Here is a 23102-nt window from a genome sequence, read left to right as displayed (position 1 = left end):
CGAGCCATCAGCATGTCTGTTTCATCCCACGACACCTCTTTCGCCGACTGGCTTCGCGGCCATGCCGTCCCGCTCACCCACCTCGACCCCGGCGCGCCGCTCGATGACCTGGAGCCGCTGCGCGAGCTCATCGGCGGCGCGCGCGTCGTCGCGATCGGTGAGAACTCCCACTTCATCACCGAGTTCGCCCACCTGCGCGAGCGCATCCTGCGCTTCCTGGCCGAACGCTGCGGCTTCACCGTCCTGGCCTTCGAGTACGGCCTCAGCGAAGGCTTCGGCCTGGACGCCTGGGCCCAGGGAGAAGGCACCGACGATGACCTGACCGGCCATCTCGCCGACTCCATCCCGGTCGGCGTCGAGGAGCCGCTGCGCTGGATGCGCCGGCACAACGCCACCGCCGCCACGCCGCTCCGCTTCGCCGGGATCGACATCCCGGCAGCCGGTGGATCCCTGCTGCCCGCCCTGGCCCCGGTCGCCGACTACCTGCGCCAGGTCGACCCCGAGGTCCTGCCGGCGATCCAGGAGGCGATGCGGATCGCCGAATCGTTCGCCGGCGCCTCCGCCGCCTCCGCCGCCCCCGCCTGGACCCGCCTGGCCACCGCCGAACAGGACGCCCTCAGCGCCACCCTGTCACGCCTGCTCATCCGCTTCCGCGCCGTCGCGCCGCTGTACCTCTCCCGCTCCGACCAGCACAGCTACGACATCGCCCGGCGCCGCCTCCAAGCCGCCTGCCACGCCGACTACGGCTTCCGCGCCATGGCCGGCCTGTACGCCGGCAACGGCCTGACCGCCGACACCTCCGCCCGCGACCTCTACATGGCCGAATCGATCCAGTGGCACCTGCAACGCTCCCACCCCGGCACCCGCATCGTGCTGGCCGCCCACAACGCCCACATCCAGAAAACGCCGGTCTCCTTCAGCGGCCGGCTCACCGGACTGCCCATGGGACAGCACCTGCACAACGCCCTGGGCGGCGACTACCTCGCCCTCGCCCTGACCAGCATCGCCGGACACACCGCCGACATGCGCCCCGACGAGAACGCCCGCTTCGGCTTCACCATCCACAACACCCCACTCCAGCCGCCCGAGCCGGGCAGCATCGAAGCCGCCTTCGCCGACGCCGGCCTCGGGCTCAGCATCGCCGACCTCCGCCAAGCCCGCCACGAGAGCCCCGACCGCATCCGCATCCAGAGCGCCTACCTGCACACCCCCATCCTCGACGCCTTCGACGCCATCCTCAGCATCCCGGCCTCCACCGTCGCCGACCTCGAAGATTGAGCAGCCGGTTCCTCCACGCCGTCAGGCCGCCGACGTGCCCAACACGTGCTCACCTCAGAGGCACGTCCGCGACCACCGGACGCACAGGCCGCCGGCAGCGGCCTTGCCCGGCGAACGGTTCGTTGTCCTCGGCGGTCGGCGTGGACACCGTCTTCACCTACGCCACCGTGGGACGGGGAAACGCTGGCCGTCGATCGCGATGAGCACGGCCAAGATGTTGCGCTTGGTCTCGGCCGTCTTGGTCAGCTTGCGCCCGCCGGCGTGGGTGAAGCAGGAAGTGCGTGCGCGTCCAGTTCGATCAGCAGCGAGGCGATCGGCGCGAACGGCAGCATCCCGGCCAGCTCGTCCTTCAGCGCCTTGGCCTCGGCCGGCACGTCCTCGGCAGACAGCGGCGGCACCACCAGATGCTCGTCCTCATCCAGCCGGACCATACCGGTGTCATCCGGCAGCGCCTGGGCCGGCAGGAACTGCTCCAGCTCCTTCATGGCCCGGCTGCCCGCCGGGGCGGTCTGCCACTCGAGATACTTGGCGATCAGGCCCAGATGGTCCGAGCGGGTCTGATCGCGCTTACCGTACAGCCGCAGCGACGCCGACGACACGCCCAGCCGCTCCGCGACCCGGGCCACCGCCGCCGGCCCGGGGTGGATCACCGCCGTGTCCCCCGCCCCGGGGAGGGAACCTAGCCCCTGAGGTGGTTGAGGACGCGTTCGAGCAGGTCGGGCCCCGGACCCGCCGCGGTGACCCGGGGGTGGTGGATCCGCACCAGGCCCTCGGACTCCATGTCGGAGACCAGGACGCGGGTGACGCCGAGGGGGACGCTCAGGAGAGCGGATATCTCGGCGATCGAGCGGATACTGCGGCACAGATCGCTGATGAAGCGATACTCCCGGACGTAGGACAGGCCGAGCGGGGTGGTGGTCGTGGTCGAGACCAGCGCCTCCATGGCGAGCCTCGAACTCGGCACGACCCGCCCCCCGGTCACGGCGTACATCCGGACCAGCGCGCTCTCCTCCTCGGCCGGCTCGTCGTGCTCGGACTCGTGGTGCCCGTCCCGACGGGTCCCGAACCCGGAAGACCCCTCCGGGGGGCCGAATCCAGGCGGCTCGGCCCCGCCACCGCGCACGGGCAGCACGACCGGGGGCGGCGCCGCGGGCCATCGGTGTCCCGCGGGCTCGGCCCGGAGGCCGTACCGGGGCGTGTCGTCCCACTCCTCCTCCCCGGGGAAGGCGTGACCGTCGCGAAGCTCGCGCCCGTGGTCCCGGTTGCCGGCCCGCACGTCATCCCTCCCGCTTCGGAAGCTCGTTGCGCGCCTTGCGCACGCCCTCCTGGAAGCTCGCCATGCGGCTGCGCACCCGCTCGGGCGAGAGCGCGGGCCTGACGGGCGCCGGGGAGGGGGACGGCTCGGATGTCTCGGATGTCTCGAACGGGACGGATGGCGTGACCGAGCCCGGGACCAGGTTGGCCCGGGGGGTGCGCCTGGGCAGGCCGGCCTCGGTCGTACCGCCGAGCACGGGGGCGCTCACCGCCTGTGCGGCCTGCCAGCCGAGGTCACCGGGCGAGGTCCACGGTTCGGGCTCGGCCCGGGACTCCTCGGGAGCGGGGCCCTCGGAAGCGGGGCCTGCGGAGTCGGCATCGGCATCGGAGCCGGAGTCATCGGGAACGGGACCGGAAGCGGCGTCCGCCTCGGGGCGGGCCGTCCGCGCACCGGGGTCGCGGGAGAGAGCGGCGGTCCGGAACCAGGCGGACTCGACCGCGGCGAAGATCGGCAGGTAGTCGTCCTCCGGCTCCGCCGGGGTCCCCTCACCGGTCTCGTCCACCGGGGGAAGGCCGTCGAGGGGACCGGGCGAGCCGTCGAGCGGGCCCGGAGCGCGGCCGGGGGAGCCCGGCGAGCCGTCGAGCGCCCCGGGAAGGCGGTCGAACGGGCCGGGCGGGAACTCTCCCCGCCCCCCCGGTGGGCGGAGCCGCTCCGCGGGCGGGCTCCACACGCTCCGCGCGGTCGCGTCCGTCCTGACCCGCGAGGGCAGCGGTGCCTGCGCGGCCGTGGGCGCGGCGAGCAGGGGGACCCGCGACGGCCGGCCCGCGTCCCCGGGGACCTCCGGGAACGGAACGGCCGGGCCGTCCTCGTCCTCGTCCCCGTCCTCATCCTCGGAAACCTCCGCGGTGTGCGGGAACGGCGGAACGGGCGAACCGCCCGCGTCCCCGGGGAGCGGGGAGCCGTCCGCCCCCACGGAGAAGCCGACCACGCCCGTGGGAAGGCTCGTCACGCCCGCGGGAAGACCGGCCACGCTCGCCGGCGTACCCGGGAAGGCGCTCGCGGACCGCGGGTAGCCTGCCGGGCGGCCCACGAGGGGCGGCAGGACGAGGAGCGACTCGGGAATCATGATCATCGCGGTCAGGCCGGAGTCCTGGGGGCGGAGCCGGACGCGGATGCCGTGCTTGAGCGCGAGACGGCTGACGACGAACAGGCCCATGTTGCGGGCGATCGAGGCGTCGGCGGCCTGCGGGTTGGCCAGCCGCCAGTTGACCTGGGAGAGCTCGTCGAGCGTCATGCCGATGCCCTTGTCGGTCACCGAGACCATCACGCCGCCGTCGTCGACCCGGCTGCTGGACACCGTGACCCTGGTGTCCGGCTGCGAGAACGAGACCGCGTTCTCGACCAGTTCGGCGAGCAGGTGGACCACGTCGCTCACCGCGGGGCCCGCGACGGCGACCTCCGACTGGACCCGGTTCGTCACCCGCTCGTAGTTCTCCACCTCCGACAGCGCGGCCCTGACCACGTCCACCAGCTCGACCGGCTGCCTCCAGCGCCGCGCCACCTCCTGCCCGGCGAGGACGAGCAGGTTCTCGCTGTTGCGGCGCATGCGGGTGGCGAGGTGGTCGAGCTTGAACAGGTCCGCCAGCCGTTGGTCGTCGCGCTCGCCGCGCTCCAGCCGTTCGACCAGGGTGAGCTGGCGTTCCACCAGGCTCTGGCTCCGCCGCGAGAGGTTGACGAACATCGCGTTCACCGTGGCGCGCAGCCTGGCCTCCTCGCCGGCCAGCCGCACGGCCTCCCGGTGGACCTCGTCGAACGCCCTGGCGACCTCGCCGATCTCGTCGCGCGACAGCACCCCGATCGGCGGCACGTCGGCGGCGATCTCCCCCTCGTGCGAGTCGCGGACCCGCTGGACGTACGCGGGCAGCCGATCCCCCGCGACCTCCAGAGCCTCCCTGCGCAGCTGTCTCAGCGGCCTGACCAGCGAGCGCGCCACCATGACGGTGATCGCCAGCACGAACGCCAGCAGGGCGGAGACGGCGACCGCGACCGTCAGGGCGTGGCTGTACTCGACGTCGCCGAGCCGCTGGCTGCGCGCGACGATGTCCTGGGCGTGCCGCTCCTCGACCTCGCGCATGTGGCCGATGACGACGGTGGCCGCGTCGTACCACTCCTTGGCGTCGTCCTTCCGCGCCAGGTCCAGGCCCTTCAGCGGGACGCCGGAGGCCGCGCGGTGCAGGACCAGCTCGCGGAGGAGTTCGGCGCGTTCGGCGGCACGGCCGTTGACGATCTCGTCGAAGAGGCGGCGCTCCCGGCTTCCGGCCTCGGCGGCGAAGGTCCTGCGCTCGTTGCGCTCGGTGGAGAGCGCGCCGAGGAACCGCTCCATCTGCCCCTGCTCGAACCGTCCCGCCACGAGCACCACCGTCAGCAGCGCCCGCTGGAAGGAGACGGCCTCCTTGGCGCGGGCGAGCGCGTCTAGGGTGATCGCCTGGCCGAACAGGACGTCGTCGGCGCTGCCCTTGCCGAGCTCGTCGTACAGGGAGATCAGGTCGGCGATGACCAGGGAGTAGGCGGCGATGGCCGCGTCGGGCAGCAGCGCCGACCTCAGGGCCTGCTCGCGCAGCGGGGGGAGGTCCTCCAGCCGGGTGATCGCGGTCTCGACCTCGTCCCGGGTGCGGCCGCTCACCTCCGCGCCGAGCAGGGAGCCGCTCTCGCGGACGCGCGCCGCGGAGCTGTCGACCAGGTCCATCTGGGCGCGCACGTCCTTCACGCCGTTCTCCGGCCGGCCGAGGGCGATGAACCAGGCGGTGTGGTCGCGTTCCTCGGCCAGCTCGTGGGTGAGCGTGCCGATGCGGGCGGAGAGCCGGGCGAGGTCGTTGACGCGCTGGTAGTCTCCGGCGGCGCGCACCGAGGCGAACACCTGGACACCACCGAGCAGCACCGCGGCGATCGTGGGCACCAGGACGAGCGCGACAAGGCGCCGGCGTACTCGCCAGTTCCGCGGACGCAGGCCGCTGCCCGCGTCGTGGATCTCGTGTGGACTCACCGAACGCTGCCCTCTCGGTGGATGAACCTCTGGTCGAATTTCCCGTGGTTCCTGGCAATTCGAGCACATATCGACCTATGGGGCCAAGCGAACGCAGCTCGGTAAATGTGTATTCCTGGCGAGGCAGGGACTCGATCCGGGGCTCCAGCTATGGCTGGAACCCGGGTTCCGGTCCGCTGAATACCCTTATTAGGGACTTTGTGACCCATATGACCGTTTGTATCGTTCCATTCTGCGGCCACGAGGGCCCGTGACGGAAGCGAGCCGCCCCCCGGGGAATCACAAAATTGTGATTCGCGATACGTACGCCATATCTTGACCCCCTAGATCCGTAGCCCGCACCGCGTCCCCGGCCCGCCGAATCCGGGCGACGAGCCCTGGAGGAGACCGTGGCCACACCCGGCGACGCCGCGAGCCACGTTCGCGGCTCCCGCCCGCCCGTCCGCGCCCTCCCCCTCCGCCTGCCCCTCCCCCGGTTCCCCCTTCCTCCCCGTCTCCCGGCGCCCGGCGCGACCAACGCGTCGCCCCTTCGGCCACGTCGCCCCCCGAGAGGCCCCCGGCGTCTCCTGGCGCTCGGCGCGTTCGCCGCACTGCTCCTCCCCCTCGCCTCGTGCACCGGCCAGGACGCGCGGGAGCCGGCCGCACCGGCTCCCGCGGCCTCCGGCGGGACGGTGCGGATCGCCCTCGACGAACGGGTGGGCCACGAGGCCGGCGCCGCCGTCATCGGCCGCCTGCTGACCCAGGAGCTCGGCTACCGGGTGCAGACGGTGAGACTCACCCCGGCCGAGTCCTGGGAGGGCCTCCAGAAGGGCACCGTGGACGTGATCGTGGAGAACTGGGGACAGGAGGCGCTGAAGCGCACCTACATCGAGGAGAAGAAGGTCGCGGTCTCCGCGGGAAGGAGCGGCGTCAGGGGGGTCATCGGCTGGTACGTCCCGCAGTGGATGGCGGACAGGTATCCCGGGATCACCGACTGGCGGCGGCTCAACACCTACGCCCACCTCTTCAAGACGGACAAGTCCGGCAATTTAGGTCAGCTTCTCGATGCGGATCCCTCGTACGTCACCAACGACGAGGCCCTGGTCCGCAATCTCGGCCTCGACTACCGGGTCGTCCACGCGGGCAGCGAGAAGGCGCTGGTCGACGCCGCGAAACGGGCGACCCGCGACCGGACCCCGCTGCTGATGTACTTCTACGAACCGCAGTGGCTCCTCACCCGGATCAAGCTGGCGAAGGTGAACCTCCCGCCGTACGCGATCGGCTGCGACGCCGACCCCGCCACGGTGCGGTGCGACTACCCGCCCTACCTGCTCGACAAGATCGTGAGCAGGCGGTTCGCCGACACCGGCGGCCGGGCCTACGAGCTGGTACGCAACTTCTCCTGGACGAACGAGCAGCAGAACGTGGTGGCGAACGACATGGTCGACCACGACCTCGACGCCGCCGGGGCGGCCCAGAGGTGGATCGACGCGAACAGGATCACCTGGAAGGAGTGGATACCGGACTGAACGCGAACCCCGCCGAGACGGCCCGGAACGCCGTCCGAGGCCGGGCCCGCGGAGCACGGACCCGGCCCCGGCCTCGCGGGGAAGGCCTGACTACACCGACGTGCCGTAGGCCGTGCGGGCCCGCAGCACGTGCTCGACCAGGGTGATCAGCGTGCTCTTCACCGAGTCGCGGGAGCGGGCGTCGGTCCGCACCACGGGGATGTGCGGGGCGAGCGTCAGCGCCTCGCGCACCTCCTCCTCGTGGTGCGGGAACTCGCCGTTCCAGCCGTTGACACCGACCACGAAGGGGAGCTTGGCCTCCTCGAAGTAGTCGATCGCCGGGAAGCCGTCGGCGAGCCGGCGGGTGTCGATCAGGACCACCGCGCCGATCGCGCCGCGGACCAGGTCGTCCCACATGAACCAGAAGCGGTGCTGACCCGGCGTACCGAACAGGTACAGGATCAGGTCGCGGTCCAGCGAGAGGCGGCCGAAGTCCATCGCGACCGTGGTGGTGGTCTTGAGGGGGGTGAGCCCCAGGTCGTCGATCCCGGCGCTGGCGTCGGTCATCACCGCCTCCGTGGTGAGCGGCACGATCTCCGACACCGCCCCCACGAACGTGGTCTTGCCGACGCCGAACCCGCCCGCGACAACGATCTTCGTTGACGTCAGGCCACCCTGGCTAGAGCCTGCGAAGTCCACTGAGAACCCTTTCGAGCATGTTGAGGTCCGGTTGTCCCTCGTTGAGATGCGGCTGATGGATGCGGACGAAGCCCTCGTCGACCATATCCGCCACCAGCACGCGGGCCACGCCGAGCGGCACCCTCAGCAGAGCCGAGATCTCGGCGACCGACCGGTACGAACGGCAGAGCCTGATGATCGCATCCTGCTCGGGGGTGAGCAGAGCCAGGTCCTCCTCCATGATGAAGGAGGAGGAGACCAGCGCCTCCATCGCCATGTGGAAACGGGGCTCCGACCTGCCGCCGGTGACGGCGTACGGACGGAACAGGGGCTCGTCGTCCCCGGTTCCGTCAATCCCGAGCACGAGCCTCTCCCGTGCGGGGACCGGGCGCGAACGCGGTCATCACCGGCCCCGGGAGGACTGCAGCTCGGCGCGGAGCGCCGGGGTGAGCACCTGTCCGGCTCTGTCGACGAGCATGGTCATCTGGTACGCCACCAGGCCCATGTCGCAGTCGGGAGAGGCCAGCACGGCGAGCACGGAGCCGTCGCTGATCGCCATGACCAGCAGCAGGCCGCGCTCCATCTCGACCACCGTCTGGGTGACGGCGCCTCCCTCGAACACACGGGAGGCGCCCACCGTCAGGCTGAGCAGGCCCGCCGCGACGGCGGCGAGCTGGTCGGCCCGGTCGGCGGGAAAACCCTCGGAACTGGCGATCCTCAGCCCGTCGGCCGAGACGCACACCGCGTGCGCGACACCTGGCGTGCCGCGGACGAACTCGGTGATCAACCAGTCGAACCTGCGTGCCTCATGACTCAGCGTCGTCACGAGCCCTCCTCCTCGTCCACCAGGTTCCTGGTGGTGGTTTCGACTACTTCGGCGCGGCCCCGCCGCACACCTTGCTGGAAGCTCGACAGACGGCTGCGCACCCTGTCCGGGGACATGGGCGGTACGGGGCTGGACGGCACGGCGGCGGCCGTACCGGGTACGAGGTTCGCCTTGGGGGTGCGCTTGGGCAGGCCTGCGGCGGTCACCCCGCCGAGTGCGGGCTCACTCGCCGCCTGGGCGGCCCGCCACCCGGCGTCGGCGGGGGTGTTCCAGCTGTCCGGCTCGGCCACCGCCCTCACCTGCTCTCTCGTCGGCGGTGTCTCGCGAGCCGTCTCACGGGCCGGCATGCCGGTCGGGGGCGTCGGCTCCTCCGCCCACGCCGCGTCGTGGGACTCGCCCTGCGGTCCGGCGGACGCCGCCCCTCCCGGGAGCCCGCCCGTGGCCGGTCGCTCGCCCGTGACCGGGGGATCGCCCGCCTCCGTCCGGCGGAACCAGGCCGACTCGATCGAGGCGAAGATGGGCAGGTACTCCTCCTCCTCGGCTTCGAGCGGGGAGATCCCCACCGCGGGCATCGCCCCCGCCGTCGTGTCCTCGTACGAGGACTGGCTCCAGGCGGAGAACTCGGAGGCGGGGGCAGCGCCGTTGCCGTTGCCGTTGACCTGCCGCTTGGGCAGCGGCGGGCCGCTCCCGGCCGGGCCGGGGGCGCCCCCCGGAACCGGCGGGGCACCGAACGGCGGAGCGGAGCCGAACGAGGGCACGTCCACGGACGTCTGCCCGAACGCCTCCTGCCCGAACGAGCTCTGCCCGTACGACGTCTGCCCGAAGGGGTTCGACCCGAACGGGGACTGCCCCTGCTCGAACGAGGGGTGGGTGTGCCCGAACCCGGGCTGGGGCTGCCCGTACGAGGGCTGCTGGACGGGCGGGCGACCCGCGGCCGTCTGGGCGAAGAGGTCCTGCGAGGGCACCTGCTCGGTTCCCCAGGAGGGCGTCTGCACCGGCTGGACCGCCTGGACGACGAGCTCCGGCGGGAACAGGACCATGGCGACGAGACCGCCACCCTCCTGCGGGCGCAGCTGGACGCGGATGCCGTGGCGCAGCGCCAGGCGGCCGACCACGAACAGGCCCATGCGCCGCGACACCGAGACGTCGACGACGGGCGGGTCCGCCAGCTTGCGGTTCGTCTCGACGAGTTCCTCGTGGGTCATGCCGATGCCCGGGTCGCTCACCGCGAGCAACGCGCCGCCGCCCTCGATCACGCTGCTGGAGACCACGACCTGGCTGGCCCGGGGCGAGAACTGGAGGGCGTTCTCCACCAGCTCGGCGACGAGGTGCACGATGTCGTTGGCGGCGCTGCCCGCGACCGAGATGGTGCGGTGCACCTTGACCTGGACCCGCTCGTAGTCCTCGACCTCCGACAGGGAGGCGCGGACGACGTCGACGAGCTTGGCCGGCTGGCTCCGCCTGCGGGTCGGCTCGTGACCGGCGAGGACCAGGAGGTTCTCGGAGTTGCGGCGCATGCGGGTGGCCAGGTGGTCGAGCCTGAACAGGTCGGCCAGGCGGCCGCCGTCCTCCTCGCCCTTCTCCAGTCCGTCGATCAGCGAGATCTGCCGCTCGACCAGGGTCTGCGTGCGCCGCGACAGGTTGACGAACATCGCGCTGATGTTGGAGCGGAGCTCGGACTCCTCGGAGGCGAGGCGCACGGCCTGCCGGTGGACCTCGTCGAAGGCCTTGGCGACCTCCCCGATCTCGTCACTGGTGTCGACCGAGATGGGATCGACCTCGGGTGCGCGGCTGTCGCCGGAGACCCGGAGGCGTCGCACGCTCTCGGGCAGCCGGAAGCTCGCGACCTCCAGCGCCTCGGCGCGCAGGCGGCGCAGCGGCGTCACCATCGAGCGGGCGATGACGACCGTGAGGCCGAGCACCAGCAGGAGCAGGAGCAGGATCAGCCCGGCGGTGACGATCGCGTTGCGCTGCTCGGTGTCCTCCAGGTCCCTGGCCCGGGTGACCACGTCCCCGGCGACCTGGGTCTCGACCTTCCGCATCCGGTCGAGGACCGCGGTGTTGTCCGAGAACCACTGCTTGACCTCGTTGAAGTCGGACAGCAGCCGCCCGGTGCGAGCGGGGTTGCTCGCGAGCACGATCACCCTGGCCTTGGTCAGCTCGGCCCGGTGGACCCGCTCGTCGATCAGGGCGGTGACGAGGAGCTGGGCGTTGTCCGGGGTCGCCTCGACGCCGAAGTCCGCCTCGTACTCGTCCATGCGGGAGCGGGAGGCGATGAACTTCTCGATCTCCTGCGGGTTGATCAGCGAGGGCGCGTAGTAACCGGCCAGCAGCCGGGCGCGCTGCTTGGAGACCTCCTCCTTGGCGTACGCCAGGGCGCTGAGCGCGCGGGTGTTGCCGATGATCTCCGGGTCGTCGCTGACCAGCGTGAGCTCCTCGTGGAGCGTGAGCAGCGGGGCGATCATGGAACTGTACCGTTCCACACGGGCGATGCCCGGCAGGCGGCGCAGCTCGGGAAGGCCCTCCAGCTGGTAGGACACGTTCCTCGCCGCCTCGACGACCCGGGCGCCGTAGGAGTCGTCGATCGCCTGGACCTCCAGCCGCACCTTCCTGGCCAGCGCGTCCACGGTCTTGCGCTGCGCGTCGGAGCTCTCCTTCAGACCTTTGTTCGAAGGCTGGAACGACGACCACGCGCCTCGGTCACGTTCCAAGCCGAGTGCCTGGGCGAGGTCGCGGAGACCGCCCGAGTACTCCGCCGCGGCGGCGGTCCGCTGGTATCCGGCCACGCTGTCCACGGAGGCCACCACGCGCGTGCCGGCGAGCACGACACCCACCGCCGTCGGCACCAGGATCAGGGCCGTCAGGCGCGAACGGACACGCCAGTTTTTCAAGCCGAACCGGGCGGCAGGCCGCTTGCCACGGTCGTGTGCCGAAGCACCTCCGCTCTCGGATGTCGCCGTAGTCACCGCTCTCGCTACCCCTCAATCACGACACAAGTGGACAACATCAGACCACAAGGTCACGGGAAAGAATCGGCAAAACCGACATAGCGACTTTAATCGTTACGAAGGCGACGAGGGACCGACTTTGGACGGTTACCGCAGGGCAGCCAGCACCTGATCGCGCACCTGTGCCCGCTGGACCTCGTCGGTCAGCGGGCGACCGGCTCTGTCGACCACGTAGAAGACGTCCACCGCCTCTGCGCCGAGAGTCTCCACACGAGCGGCCCGTACGTCAAGGCCACATTCACCAAATGCTCTACCAATCCGCCACAAAAGCCCCGGACGATCATGGGCGCGCACCTCGATGACGGTCGCGGTGTTGGACGCGTCGTCCACCAGGTTCACCCTCGGCGGCGCCACCGGCACCCGGGCCGGGCGCATCGACCTGGTCCTCCTGGCCAGGCGTTGCTCGATGTCGAGGCGGCCGGCCAGGACCAGGCGCAGGTCGGCCTCCAGCGTCGCGGGGTCGGGCGGCGAGCCGTACTCGGGCACGACCGAGAACTCGATCACGGCGGTCGCCCCCGCCGAGGCGGCCGACGCCGCGCGGACCACCATCCGGTGCGCGGCCAGCACCCCGGCCGCGCGCCAGAGCAGCCCGGCGCGGTCGGGCGCGACCACGGTGACCGCTCCCCCGTTGACGCGCACGGCGCCGCCGCCGTGACGGGCCAGGGACGCCTGCTCCACCGAGAGCGAGGGCGCGGGACGCAGCGGGGTCCCCGAGAGCGCCGAACGGACCCGGCGTACCAGGTCGGCGACGAGCGAGGCCTTCCACGAGTTCCAGGCGGCGGGCCCGGTGGCGTGGCCGTCGGCCACGGCGAGGGCCGCCAGCAGTTCGAGGACCTCGCGCGAGCCGACGGCCTCGGCCACCCGGGAGATCGTCACCGGGTCGTCCAGGTCGCGGCGGGTGGCCGTCTCGGGCAGCAGCAGGTGGTGGCGGACCACGGTCTCCAGGATGTCGACGTCGGCCGGGGGCAGGCCCATCCGGGTCCCGATGTCGCGGGCGACGACGGCTCCGGTGGTGGAGTGGTCGCCGGGGTATCCCTTGCCGATGTCGTGCAGGAGCGCCGAGATGAGCAGCAGGTCCGGTCGCGAGACCTCGCGGGTGAACGAGGCGGCCCCGGCGGCGGCCTCGATCAGGTGCCGGTCGACGGTGTAGCGGTGCACCGGGTTGCGCTGCGGGCGGTGCCGCACCCGCTCCCAGTCGGGCAGCAGGCGGACCAGCACCCCCGCCTGGTCGAGCTCCTCCCAGACCGGAACGGCCGCGCGACCGGCGCCCAGCAGGGCGACCAGCGCGTCACGCGCCTCGTCCGGCCAGGGCACGGGCAGCGGCGGCGACTGGGAGGCCAGCGCGGTGACCGTCGCGGGCGCCAGCGGCAGCCCCGCCTCGGCCGCCGCCGCGGCGGCGCGCAGCACCAGGACCGGGTCCTTGCGCGGGTTGACCCCGCGGGCGAGCACGACCTCCCCGCCGTGCTCGACGACGCCGTCGGCGAGCGGGCGGCGGCCACGCGGGGTGGGGCCGGTCAGCAACCGGTCGACGGTGCGCCAGGTGGCGTCGAAGGCGTGCCCGATCGTCCTGGCGGCCTCGGCGAGCCTGCGCATCAGCGCCTCGGCGTCGAGCAGGCCGAGCATCCCGGCGACCGCGTCCTGCTCCTGGAGCACCAGCCTGTCGGCGCCGCGGGCGGTCACCAGGTGCAGGCCGTGCCGGATGTCGAGCAGCAGCTCGTAGGCCTCGCGGACCCGGGGGCCCGGAGCCGAGGCGACCCAGGCCGCCGCGACGGCCTGCATCGCCTGCACGTCGCGGATGCCGCCGCGTGAGTCCTTGAGGTCGGGTTCGAGCAGGAACGCCAGCTCGCCGCTCGCCTCCGCCCGCTTGTCGGCGGCGTCGCGCAACTCGCCCAGGCGGCGCCGGGAGTCGGCGCGCCACTCGGCGAGCACGATCTCGCGCGCCGAGCGGGTCAGCTCCGGGTCGCCCGCCACGTGCCGTGCCTGGATCAGGCCGAGGACCGCCTTGAGGTCCTCCCTGGCGACCTTGGCCGCCTCGTCCACCGTCCGCACCGAGTGGTCGAGACCGACCCCGGAGTCCCAGATCGGGTACCAGATGCGGTCGGCGACGCGCGCCACGTCCTCCCGCCCGTCGTGCAGCAGGACCAGGTCGAGGTCACTGCCCGGCGCGAGCTCGGAGCGTCCAAGGCTCCCGACCGCGACGAGCGCGACTCCGGTGAGGGCGCCGCGCTCGTCGTTTCTCGTCGTTCCCCCGTTGGTCCCGTACGGCGTACCGACAGCGGTGCGGACCAGGTCCGTCAGCCAGCGGTCGATGTCCGCGGCCCGTTCCTTACGGGCCGCGGCGTACGAGCGCGTGTCGCCTCTCACCGGTTAGAGCGCCTCAGGTCCGCGTTCTCCGGTGCGGACGCGGACGACCGTGTCCACCGGAACGGACCAGACCTTGCCGTCACCGATCTTGCCGGTCTGCGAGGCCTTGACGATGACGTCGATGACGTCCTCGGCGTCCTCCTCCTCGGCGAGCACTTCGAGGCGGACCTTGGGCACCAGGTCGACCTGGTACTCGGCACCGCGGTAGACCTCGGTGTGACCGCGCTGGCGGCCGTAGCCGCTGGCCTCGCTGACCGTCATTCCCTTGACCCCGAACTGCTCCAGGGCCGCCTTCACGTCATCGAGCTTGAAAGGCTTGATGATCGCTGTGATGAGTCTCATGCGTCCACCTTCTTAGACGCCGGGGTGGGGGCCGGGCCGTTGACGGCGGCCACACCCGAGGAGTGGATGGTGCCGAGGTCGTAACCGGTCTCGGCGTGGGAGGTGATGTCGACGCCGGTGACCTCTTCCTCGGCGCCGATCCGGAAGCCGACCGTCTTGTCGATGATCTTAGCGATGATCCAGGTGATGATGAAGGAGTAGGCGCCGACCGCGACCGGGCCGAGAACCTGCAGACCCAGCTGCTTGACGCCGCCGCCGTAGAGGAGGCCGGCGCTCTGCTGCTCCAGGAACGGGTAGGCGGCGATGAAGCCCAGGGAGACCGCGCCGATCACACCGCCGACCAGGTGCACGCCGACCACGTCGAGGGAGTCGTCGTAGTTGAGCTTGTACTTCAGGCCCACCGCGTAGGCGCAGACCGCACCGGCGACGAGGCCGAGGAGGAGGGCCGCCCAGGGGTCCACGAAACCACAGGCCGGGGTGATGGCGACCAGACCGGCGACGGCGCCGGAGGCGACGCCGAGGCTGGTGGCGTGACCGTCGCGCATCTTCTCGACCACGAGCCAGGCGCCCGCCGCGGCGGCGGTGGCGATCTGGGTGTTCATGAACGCCAGACCGGCGGTGCCGTCCACCGCGAGCTCGGAGCCCGCGTTGAAGCCGAACCAGCCGAACCACAGGAGACCGGCGCCGAGCAGGACCAGCGTCAGGTTGTGCGGCCGCATCGGCTCCTTGCGCCAGCCGGCGCGCTTACCGAGCACGATCGCCAGTGCCAGCGCCGCGGCTCCCGCGTTGATGTGGACCACGGTGCCGCCGGCGAAGTCCTCGATGCCGAGGTTGAACAGCCAGCCGTTACCCCAGACCCAGTGGGCCACGGGGAAGTAGACGATGGTCGCCCAGACGATGGTGAACAGCACCCAGGCGCCGAACTTGGCGCGGTCGGCGATGGCACCGCTGATCAGCGCGACGGTGATGATCGCGAAAGTGAGCTGGAACGCCGAGAACACCAGGCTCGGCATGCCCGTGCCATCGTCCTTGGTGGCGGTGTCGACCAGGCTCTGCAGTCCAAGGGCGTCGAAGCCGCCGATGAACTTGTTGACGAGCTCGCTGCCGTTGTCGGTGAAGGTCAGCGAGTGCCCGTAGAGCACCCATGCGATGGTGACGGTGATGATGCTGACGAACGACATCATCATCATGTTCAGGACACTCTTGGCCCTTGTCATTCCTCCGTAGAAGAACGCGAGGCCAGGAGTCATCAACAGCACCAACGCGGTGGCTGTGAGCATCCAGGCAGTGGTGCCGCTATCGATCTTCATTCGACGCGACCCTCCCTTACAAATGGCGTGTGGCCGGTTTCACAGTCGCAGTGATCGCTTCCTGGGCTCCATCGACCGGCCGCGCACTGACGTTGCGCCACAGCGTGTTCTTCCACCGTTTCAAGGTGCGACCTTGCGTGTTTCACATCTGTGAATCTCGGCTGCATGGTGTTTCAGACGTGTTTCGGACGAGGCGTGCCATGACTTGGAGATGACCGTAAAACGGCCCAGGTGAACCGTGCTTGACCGTTCCCGGAGAGTTGGATGCCCCTGCCCATGGCGGTCGCCACGCCCACCATGTCCCCTCAATCCAGACATATAGGTAGAGCCGTAACCCCCGGCCAGGGCCTCACCCGGCCTTGATCGGCTTCGGCGCCGCTCACGCTGCGGTGGGCGGGCATTCCGGACGGCCGTCTCAGTGACGCCCTGGCGATCCAGGCCTCCGGCCTGCGCGGGCGCGGTGGTTGCGGGCTCTTTTCAAGCCGTCCGGAACACCCGCCCACCTCCGCTGCACCCGCTCCCACCGCACGGCGTACGACCGTAGTGGCTCGCTCTCCGGCCGCCCTGTGAACGCTGTGCGGCTGAAGCAATCCGCACGAGACCGCCCAAAGCGGGCCGCCGTAACTGAAGCGTTACTTTCGAAAGGAGCGCACGGCGAGCGCCGTAAAAACCGCGTCGGCCCTTCTCGGCGCACAATGCGGCCGTACGTCATGAAATCTTCAAAGACATAACCAACCGGCTTGGTTCATCCCATTACGGATGGCCAGCACATGAAGTTCCGAACTCGTCGGCAACGCGCTGCGCCACACCACTGGCAGGAAGGCCGACGGCTCCTTCATCGTCGAGGTCATCCGCAGGACCACGAACGTCCGCGACTGTGGCTGAGGCGGAACGCCCAGAACCCGGCGACGGCGATGTCCGGCCGGGGACGAGGAGAACAGCCGGGGCCGGCCGGCGCGGGCATGGTCGCGATGCGGGGATGGAGGCGGTGAGACCTCTTCCACCAAGGGCTCCACGTCTGTTTCCGGTCAACGGCGCAGTGCCCGCGGATCCGCCGTCGTATCCATGACGGTCGGCGGGCCGGCCGTTAGGGTCCTTGGATGCTGCTGACAATCCTTGGCGGATGCGGTGCGTGGCCGGGAGCGGGCCAGGCCTGCAGTGGTTATCTCGTGGAGCACGACGGGTTCAGGCTACTCGTCGACCCCGGATATGCGACGGTGCCGCGGCTGCTGGAACGGGTCACCGCTGATCAGGTCGACGCGGTGTTCGTCAGTCACGGGCATCCCGATCACTGCGCCGATCTGAACCCGCTGTTGCGGGCACGTGCGTTCCGTGACGATCCGCCGGCCCCCCTGCCGGTGTACTCACTGCCCGGCGCCCTGGATGCGGTGCTCGCGCTGGACCGCCCGGGAATGCTGGCCGATGCCCATGCCCTGCGCGAGTTCACCGCCGGCGACCGGATCGACATCGGCCCGTTCCGTGCGCAGACCCGTCTGCTGCCGCACTCGGTGCCCAATGCCGGCGTACGGCTGACGGCGGGCGAGCGGGTGCTCGCGTACACCGGCGACACCGGCCCGAGCACCGAGGTGGTGGAGCTGGCGCGCGGCGCCGACCTGTTCCTGGCCGAGGCCACCTACGCGAACCGGGTCCCGGAGGGTTCGCGGCGCAACCTGTCGAGCGCCCGCCAGGCAGGCCGGCAGGCCGAGGAAGCCGAGGTCCGCCACCTGTTGCTGACCCACCTGCAGCCAGGCACGGACGCCACAGCCGCGCGAGCCGCCGCCGCGGCCGAATACGACGGCGAGATCGGCATCGCCACCTCCGGTCTCGCCATCGATCTTTCCTGAACTCCCTGAGGCGACCATCCCGAGAGGTTCGCCGCGGTCGGTGGTCACACTCCCCGACTTCGACGAAGCCCGCGACCCGGCGGGAGTGAACAGCGGGTTGCGGCCATCGGCCACAGGGCCTGGGCGCGGTTCGACCTCACATCACCGTGCACGGTACGGCGCCCCGCCCTGCGCTCCTTTCCGAGGCGGAGCTTCAGCTACGGCGACCTGCTCCAACGGTCCCGTACGGATCGCTTCAGCCGCGCAGCGTTCACAGGGCGGCCGGCGAGAAAGCCACTACGGTCGCACGCCGTACGACGAGAACGTGCGCAGCGGAGGTGGGCGGGTGTTCCGGACGGCTTCAAAAGAGCCCGCAACCACCGCGCCCGCGCAGGCCGGAGGCCTGAATCACCGGACGGCGACTGAGACGGCCGTCCGGAGCACCCGCCCACCGCAGCGTGAACGGCGAAGAAACCCACCACGACGAAACCGGCGACGCCCCACAGCCTCAACAGCCATGGACCGACCAAGCATTGGCGGTATAGAGCTCCCAGCCCGAACAACGCGGAACCGGCCAAGCGATGGAGTCCACCACAGCCCGAACAACGCGGACCCACCATGCGTGAACGGCATGGAACTCACCACAGCCCGAACAACGCGGAACCGCCGCAGCGACAGACCTCACCGCGAAACCGCGATCCGGCACGGTCCAACCAAAACCGTGCCGGATCGTAAAAGGCTAAGCGGCCGTGGCCATCTTCCGCAGCCGGGCCAGAGCGTCACGCTCGATCCGGCGGGCGCGGTCGCGGCCGATGCCGTAGCGCTCGCCGACCTCGGTCAGCGTGTGCTCGCGGCCGTCCATCAGGCCGTAACGCCAGCGGAGCATCTCGCGGGTCTGCCCCTCCAGCCCGGTCAGCCACACCTCCAGGCGCTCGCGCTCCAGGATGTCCATCGCCTGCTGCTCGGGATCGGCCCACGTGTCGTCGGCGATCATGTCGCCGAGCTCGGTCTCGTCCTCGTCGCCCACGCCCAGCTGCAGGGAGACGGGGTCGGAGGCCCAGCGGCGGAGCTCGCGGACCCGCTCGATGGGAAGTTCGAGCACCGTCGCCAGGTCGGCGTCGGTCGGCTCCTGGTCGAACTCGGCCAGCATGTCGCGGCGGACCCGCATCAGCCTGGTCATCTGCTCGCCCGCGTGGGTGGGCAGGCGCACCGGCCGGGCCTGCTCGTGGATGGCGCGTCCCACCGACTGCCTGATCCACCACGTGGCGTATGTCGAGAACTTGTAACCGCGTTGGTAGTCGAACTTCTCGACCGCGCGGACCAACCCCAGGTTCCCCTCCTGGACCAGATCGATCAACGGCATTCCGCGCCCCGAATATTTGCGCGCGACGGCCACCACAAGACGTAGATTGGCCTGGATGAATTCATCCTTGGCCCTCCGCCCGGAAACGGCCAGTCGTTCGAGCTCCTCATCGGCCGCGTCCCCGATCCGCGGCTCCGTCAGTCCACCCAACCCACCGTCCAGCAACTGCTCGGCGAAGAGACCCGCCTCGATCCGCTTGGCGAGTTCGACCTCTTCCTCCGCGGTGAGCAGGGGCACCCGTCCGATCTCTGCCAGGTAGGTCCCGAGCAGGTCTCGATCAGAGACGTGCTGATCCTGCGTCCGATTCCCCGTCGGCCTTGCCATCCGATGGCACCTCGCTCCGCCTGCTTATGACGTGTCCACCCGCTCGCTTGACGCCCCGTGCGCGCAAACACATCGCTTGTCTTTTCAACGGACGTGCCAGGGCAAAGATTCCCTCAAAAAGTACGCCTGGAGAATGGTTTGGATTTCCTCCTCAAGGAGGAGGTTTCCCAGCGTGCCGCCAAGGCCCGCACCTAACCCCCGTAAAGAGGCTCAAACCAGTCGGCGGCCCCGCTTCCACACCTGCGTCACCAGCGGCACCCCCGGCCGGTAGGCGAGATGGACGTACGTGGGTGTGTCCAGGATCACCAGATCACCGCTGCTCCCCACCCGCAGCGTGCCGACGTCCCCGCGGCGCAGCGCCCTGGCCCCGCCGTACGTGGCGGCCCTGATCGCCTCCAGCGGCGTCATCCGCATCTCGCGGACCGCCAGCGCCACGCAGAACGGCATGGAGGAGGTGAAGGAGGAGCCCGGGTTGCAGTCGGTGGCCAGCGCGACCGTCACCCCGGCGTCCAGCAGGCGGCGGGCGTCCGGATAGGGCGAGCGGGTGGAGAACTCCGCGCCGGGCAGCAGGGTGGCCACCACGCCCGCCGACGCCAGCGCCGAGACGTCGTCGTCGCTCAGGTGGGTGCAGTGGTCGGCGGAGGCCGCGCCCACCTCGGCGGCGATCCGCGCCCCGGGCCCCTCGCCCAGCTGGTTGGCGTGGATCCGCGGCAGCAGCCCCGCCTTCACCCCGGCGAGGAGGATCTCCCTGCTCTGGTCGGCGTCGAAGGCCCCGCGCTCGCAGAACACGTCGACCCACCGGGCGTGCGGCGCGCAGGCCTCCAGCATCTCCCCGGTGACGGTGCGGACGTACTCGTCGGCCGAGGAGGCGTCGGGGGGAACGACGTGCGCGCCCAGGTAGGTGGTCTCCTCGGTGAACCCCCGCGCGATCTCCAGTGACCGGCGCTCGTCGTCGACGGTGAGACCGTAACCGCTCTTGATCTCGACCGTGGTCGTCCCCTGGGAGAGCATCTCGGCGACCAGGGTGGCGGTGCGCGTCACGAGCTCGGCGTCGGAGGCGGCGCGGGTGGCCGACACCGTCGTACGGATGCCCCCCGCCGTGTACGGGCGGCCCGTCATGCGGGCGACGAACTCGGCCGTGCGGTCGCCCGCGAAGACGAGGTGGGCGTGGCTGTCGACGAAGCCCGGGATCACGCAGCGCCCGCTCACGTCCACCCGCTCGTCGGCGTCCGGGGCCGCGCCGGCGGGCCCCACCCACACCACCTCGCCGTCCTCGACGACGAGCGCCGCGTCCTCGATCTCCTCCCGCGCGCGGTCGCCCGTGTAGAGCAGGCCGATGCGGTCGAAAAGGGTGCTCGTCACCGGCCGGTCCTCGCTCGTCATACGGACTTCTCCTCTCGCGCCTCGGCGACCGCCTCGGCGAGCATGGTGCCCACGTCGCCGAGGGCGTGCCTGCCGTCGACGACCACGTGGCGCCCGCCGGACACGACGGAGTGCACGTCGGCGGCCGTGGCGGCGAAGACCACGGTCTCGGCCAGGTGCGCCGGGTCGGCCCCGGCCGTGCGGACCGAGTCGAGGCGCACCGACACCAGGTCCGCCCACGCGCCGGGGACGAGCATGCCCGCTCCGGCGAAGCCGAGCGAGTCGTGCCCCGCGGCCGTGGCGGCGTTCAGGAGCTCGGCGGCCGACCAGTGGCCGCGCCGCTCGGTGGCGAGCCGCTCGTCCAGCTCGACCGCGCGGGCCTCCTCGAACAGGTCGACGACCGCGTGGCTGTCCGAGCCGAGCGTGATGGGCGCGCCCGCCTCGAACAGCCTCCTGGCCGGTCCGATGCCGTCGGCGAGGTCGCGTTCGGTCGTCGGGCACATGCACACGCGCGTGCCGGAGCTCCCGAGCAGCGCGACGTCCACGTCCGACAGGTGCGTGGCGTGCACGGCGGTCGAGCGGGGACCGAGCGCGCCGTGCGTCTCCAGCAGCTGGACCGGGGTCGCGGCGTAGGCCTCCACGCACGCGGCGTTCTCCGCGCGCTGCTCGGAGACGTGGGCGTGCAGCGGGACGCCGTGCCGCCGGGAGAACTCGGCGACCACGGGGATCTGCTCGGCCCTGACCGCGCGGACCGAGTGCACGGCCACGCCGATCTCCACGTCCCGCTCGCCCCGGTATCCGTCCGCGAGCCTCTCCGCCCGCGCGGCCCACCCGTCGACGTCCCTGTCGCCGAACCGCCGTTGCACCCCGCTCAGCGGGGTGCCGACGCCGCCGGTCAGATAGCAGGCGTCCAGCAGCGCGATGCGCAGCCCCGCCTCCCGGGCGGCCTGGACGAGCGCGTGCCCCATGGCGTTCGGGTCGTCGTACGGCCTGCCGTCCGGCCTGTGGTGCAGGTAGTGGAACTCTCCCACGCAGGTGATCCCGGCCAGCGCCATCTCGGCGAACGTGGCCCTGGCGAGCCTGAGGTAGGAGTCGGGGTCGAGGACGCCCGCCACGCCGTACATCCGCTCGCGCCAGGTCCAGAAGCTGCCCTTCTCGCGCTGCGTCGTCCCGCGCAGGGCGCGGTGGAAGGCGTGGGAGTGCGCGTTGGCCAGGCCGGGGAGGGTGAGCCCGGCCAGCCGGACGGCTCCGCCGGGCGGGGCCGTCACGCCGGTGGCGATCTCGGTGATCAGAGTGCCGTCGACCGTGACGAGCACCCCCGCGGCGACCTCGCCCGGTGGCAGCCAGGCCAGCTCGCACCAGTAGTTCAGCTCCCGCACAGGTCCTCCACAACGGCGGCGAGGGCGGTGACCCCGGCGTGGCAGTCGGCCCTGTCCGCGTGTTCCTCCGGAGAATGAGAGATGCCCGTCGGATTGCGGACGAACACCATCGCGCTGGGTACACCCGCGGACGCCAGGATGCCCGCGTCGTGTCCGGCGCCGGTCGGCAGGACGGGCGCGCCCCCGGCCGCACCACCGGCCCCGGCACCGGCACCGGCCGCTGCACCAGCCGCGGCCGCGACCCGCTCCCGCAGGACCGCGTCGAAGTCGACGACCGGGGTCCACGACTCGACGGTCACCTCGGCGCCGGAGAAGTCGGTCAGCTCGTCGACCAGCGCCCTGACCGCGTCCTCGTCGCCGCCCCTGGCGTCCAGCCAGGCCGTGACCAGGCCGGGGACGGCGTTGGCGTTGTTGGGAGACACGCGAGTCTTGCCGAAGGTGGCGACCACGCCGCCGCGCTCGGCGGCCTGGCGGGCGTGCAGGACGGTACGGGCGAAGGGCAGCATCGGGTCGTCGCGGTCGGCCAGGCGGGTGGTGCCCGCGTGGTTGGCCTGGCCGTGGAAGTCGAACCGCCAGCGGCCGTGCGGCCAGATGGCCGAGGCGACGCCGACCCGGGCGTCCCGGTGGACCAGGTCCTGGCCCTGCTCGACGTGGAGCTCGACGAAGACGCCGATGTGCCGCAGGGTCTCCTCGTCCCGGCCCAGCCCGCCGGGGTCGCGCCCGGCCCCGCGCAGCACCTCGGCCAGCGAGTCGCCCTCGTCGTCCTTCAGGGCGAGCGCCCTGTCCGGGTCGAGGATCCCGGTCATCAGACGCGAGCCGACGCACGGTACGCCGAACCTGGCGCCCTCCTCGTCGGTGAAGCAGGCGATCCCCAGGGGGCGTGCGGGCCGAAAATCCCTGGCCCGCAGCAGGTCGAGGGCGGCGAAGGCCGACACGACGCCGAGGGGGCCGTCGAAGGCGCCGCCCTGCCGCACCGAGTCGAGGTGGCTGCCGGTGACCACGCCGGGCCGGGACGACGGGTCGCCCCACCAGGCCCACAGGTTGCCGTTGCGGTCCTCCCTCAGGTCGAGGCCGCGCCTGGCGGCCTCCTGCCCGAACCACCGCCGGAGTTCCAGATCCGCGGGCGACCACGCGTCGCGCAGGTAACCGCGGGTCCGGCCGTCACGTCCGAGGTGCTCTATGGCACCCCACATCTCGTCGAACACCCTCCCATTATGTGAATGACTCCATTCATTAGCGAGCCCGCCGCACCCTTGATCC

At 71.3% G+C, this 23102-nt stretch carries 17 protein-coding genes; 3 read left to right on the top strand and 14 right to left on the bottom strand.

From position 1 onward, the window contains the following. Positions 1-12 precede the first annotated feature (12 nt). On the top strand, positions 13-1278 hold the full coding sequence (locus tag ACFFRH_RS09450; RefSeq protein WP_386155669.1) for an erythromycin esterase family protein: 1266 nt from the start codon (positions 13-15) through the stop codon (positions 1276-1278). Between the two features lie 242 nt (positions 1279-1520). On the opposite strand, the gene ACFFRH_RS09445 is transcribed toward ACFFRH_RS09450, so the two are convergent. The 3 genes from ACFFRH_RS09445 to ACFFRH_RS09435 are packed head-to-tail and all read right to left on the bottom strand — an operon-like array spanning position 1521 to position 5576. After that, positions 1521-1928 carry a DUF4158 domain-containing protein gene (locus ACFFRH_RS09445; protein WP_386155667.1) on the bottom strand — a complete coding sequence of 136 codons (408 nt, stop codon included), beginning with the start codon at positions 1926-1928 and terminating at the stop codon, positions 1521-1523. Between the two features lie 29 nt (positions 1929-1957). Continuing rightward, a complete protein-coding gene (locus tag ACFFRH_RS09440; RefSeq protein WP_386155665.1) occupies positions 1958-2554 on the bottom strand; it encodes a DUF742 domain-containing protein in 597 nt (198 codons plus the stop codon). Position 2555: 1 nt separating this feature from the next. Continuing rightward, a complete protein-coding gene (locus ACFFRH_RS09435) occupies positions 2556-5576 on the bottom strand; it encodes a sensor histidine kinase (RefSeq protein ID WP_386155663.1) in 3021 nt (1006 codons plus the stop codon). Positions 5577-5965: 389 nt separating this feature from the next. Between ACFFRH_RS09435 and ACFFRH_RS09430 the strand changes: the two genes are divergently transcribed. After that, a complete protein-coding gene (locus ACFFRH_RS09430; RefSeq protein WP_386155661.1) occupies positions 5966-7084 on the top strand; it encodes an ABC transporter substrate-binding protein in 1119 nt (372 codons plus the stop codon). Between the two features lie 90 nt (positions 7085-7174). Here the strand turns inward: ACFFRH_RS09430 and ACFFRH_RS09425 are convergent, their stop codons facing one another. The 7 genes from ACFFRH_RS09425 to ACFFRH_RS09395 all read right to left on the bottom strand — a co-directional run bounded on the left by ACFFRH_RS09425 (position 7175) and on the right by ACFFRH_RS09395 (position 15591). Continuing rightward, positions 7175-7762 (bottom strand): GTP-binding protein, encoded by a 588-nt coding sequence (locus tag ACFFRH_RS09425; RefSeq protein WP_386155659.1) that lies wholly within the window; start codon positions 7760-7762, stop codon positions 7175-7177. Beyond that, positions 7743-8105, bottom strand: a complete 363-nt coding sequence (locus tag ACFFRH_RS09420; protein ID WP_386155657.1) for a DUF742 domain-containing protein — start codon at positions 8103-8105, stop codon at positions 7743-7745. Before ACFFRH_RS09420 ends, ACFFRH_RS09425 begins: the two co-directional genes overlap by 20 nt. Before the next feature lie 39 nt (positions 8106-8144). Next, positions 8145-8567, bottom strand: a complete 423-nt coding sequence (locus tag ACFFRH_RS09415) for a roadblock/LC7 domain-containing protein (RefSeq protein WP_386155655.1) — start codon at positions 8565-8567, stop codon at positions 8145-8147. Beyond that, on the bottom strand, positions 8564-11458 hold the full coding sequence (locus ACFFRH_RS09410) for a sensor histidine kinase (RefSeq protein ID WP_386155653.1): 2895 nt from the start codon (positions 11456-11458) through the stop codon (positions 8564-8566). The genes ACFFRH_RS09415 and ACFFRH_RS09410 overlap by 4 nt, the downstream gene beginning before the upstream one ends. A gap of 204 nt (positions 11459-11662) precedes the next feature. After that, on the bottom strand, positions 11663-13939 hold the full coding sequence (locus ACFFRH_RS09405) for a [protein-PII] uridylyltransferase (RefSeq protein WP_386155651.1): 2277 nt from the start codon (positions 13937-13939) through the stop codon (positions 11663-11665). A gap of 3 nt (positions 13940-13942) precedes the next feature. Then, on the bottom strand, positions 13943-14281 hold the full coding sequence (locus tag ACFFRH_RS09400; RefSeq protein ID WP_329091194.1) for a P-II family nitrogen regulator: 339 nt from the start codon (positions 14279-14281) through the stop codon (positions 13943-13945). Continuing rightward, a complete protein-coding gene (locus ACFFRH_RS09395; protein ID WP_386155648.1) occupies positions 14278-15591 on the bottom strand; it encodes an ammonium transporter in 1314 nt (437 codons plus the stop codon). Before ACFFRH_RS09395 ends, ACFFRH_RS09400 begins: the two co-directional genes overlap by 4 nt. A 1100-nt stretch (positions 15592-16691) precedes the next feature. On the opposite strand from ACFFRH_RS09395, the gene ACFFRH_RS09390 reads away from it, so the two are divergent. Continuing rightward, positions 16692-17435: an MBL fold metallo-hydrolase gene (locus tag ACFFRH_RS09390; RefSeq protein ID WP_386155646.1), complete on the top strand. Its 744-nt coding sequence runs from the start codon at positions 16692-16694 to the stop codon at positions 17433-17435. 718 nt (positions 17436-18153) lie between these two features. Here the strand turns inward: ACFFRH_RS09390 and ACFFRH_RS09385 are convergent. From ACFFRH_RS09385 to ACFFRH_RS09370, 4 genes are all read right to left on the bottom strand, one after another. After that, a complete protein-coding gene (locus ACFFRH_RS09385; protein WP_386155644.1) occupies positions 18154-19101 on the bottom strand; it encodes a sigma-70 family RNA polymerase sigma factor in 948 nt (315 codons plus the stop codon). Positions 19102-19311: 210 nt separating this feature from the next. Next, positions 19312-20484, bottom strand: a complete 1173-nt coding sequence (gene hutI / locus ACFFRH_RS09380) for an imidazolonepropionase (protein ID WP_386155642.1) — start codon at positions 20482-20484, stop codon at positions 19312-19314. Continuing rightward, complete coding sequence (locus tag ACFFRH_RS09375) at positions 20481-21842, bottom strand: formimidoylglutamate deiminase (protein WP_386155640.1); 1362 nt, start codon at positions 21840-21842, stop codon at positions 20481-20483. Before ACFFRH_RS09375 ends, hutI begins: the two co-directional genes overlap by 4 nt. Further along, entirely contained in the window at positions 21830-23035 is a 1206-nt protein-coding gene (locus tag ACFFRH_RS09370) for an allantoate amidohydrolase (protein WP_386155721.1), read from the bottom strand. Before ACFFRH_RS09370 ends, ACFFRH_RS09375 begins: the two co-directional genes overlap by 13 nt. Positions 23036-23102 lie beyond the last annotated feature (67 nt).

This window comes from Streptosporangium vulgare, assembly GCF_042428775.1.
Lineage (GTDB): Bacteria > Actinomycetota > Actinomycetes > Streptosporangiales > Streptosporangiaceae > Streptosporangium > Streptosporangium vulgare.
This window is presented reverse-complemented; position numbering and strand designations above follow the sequence as displayed.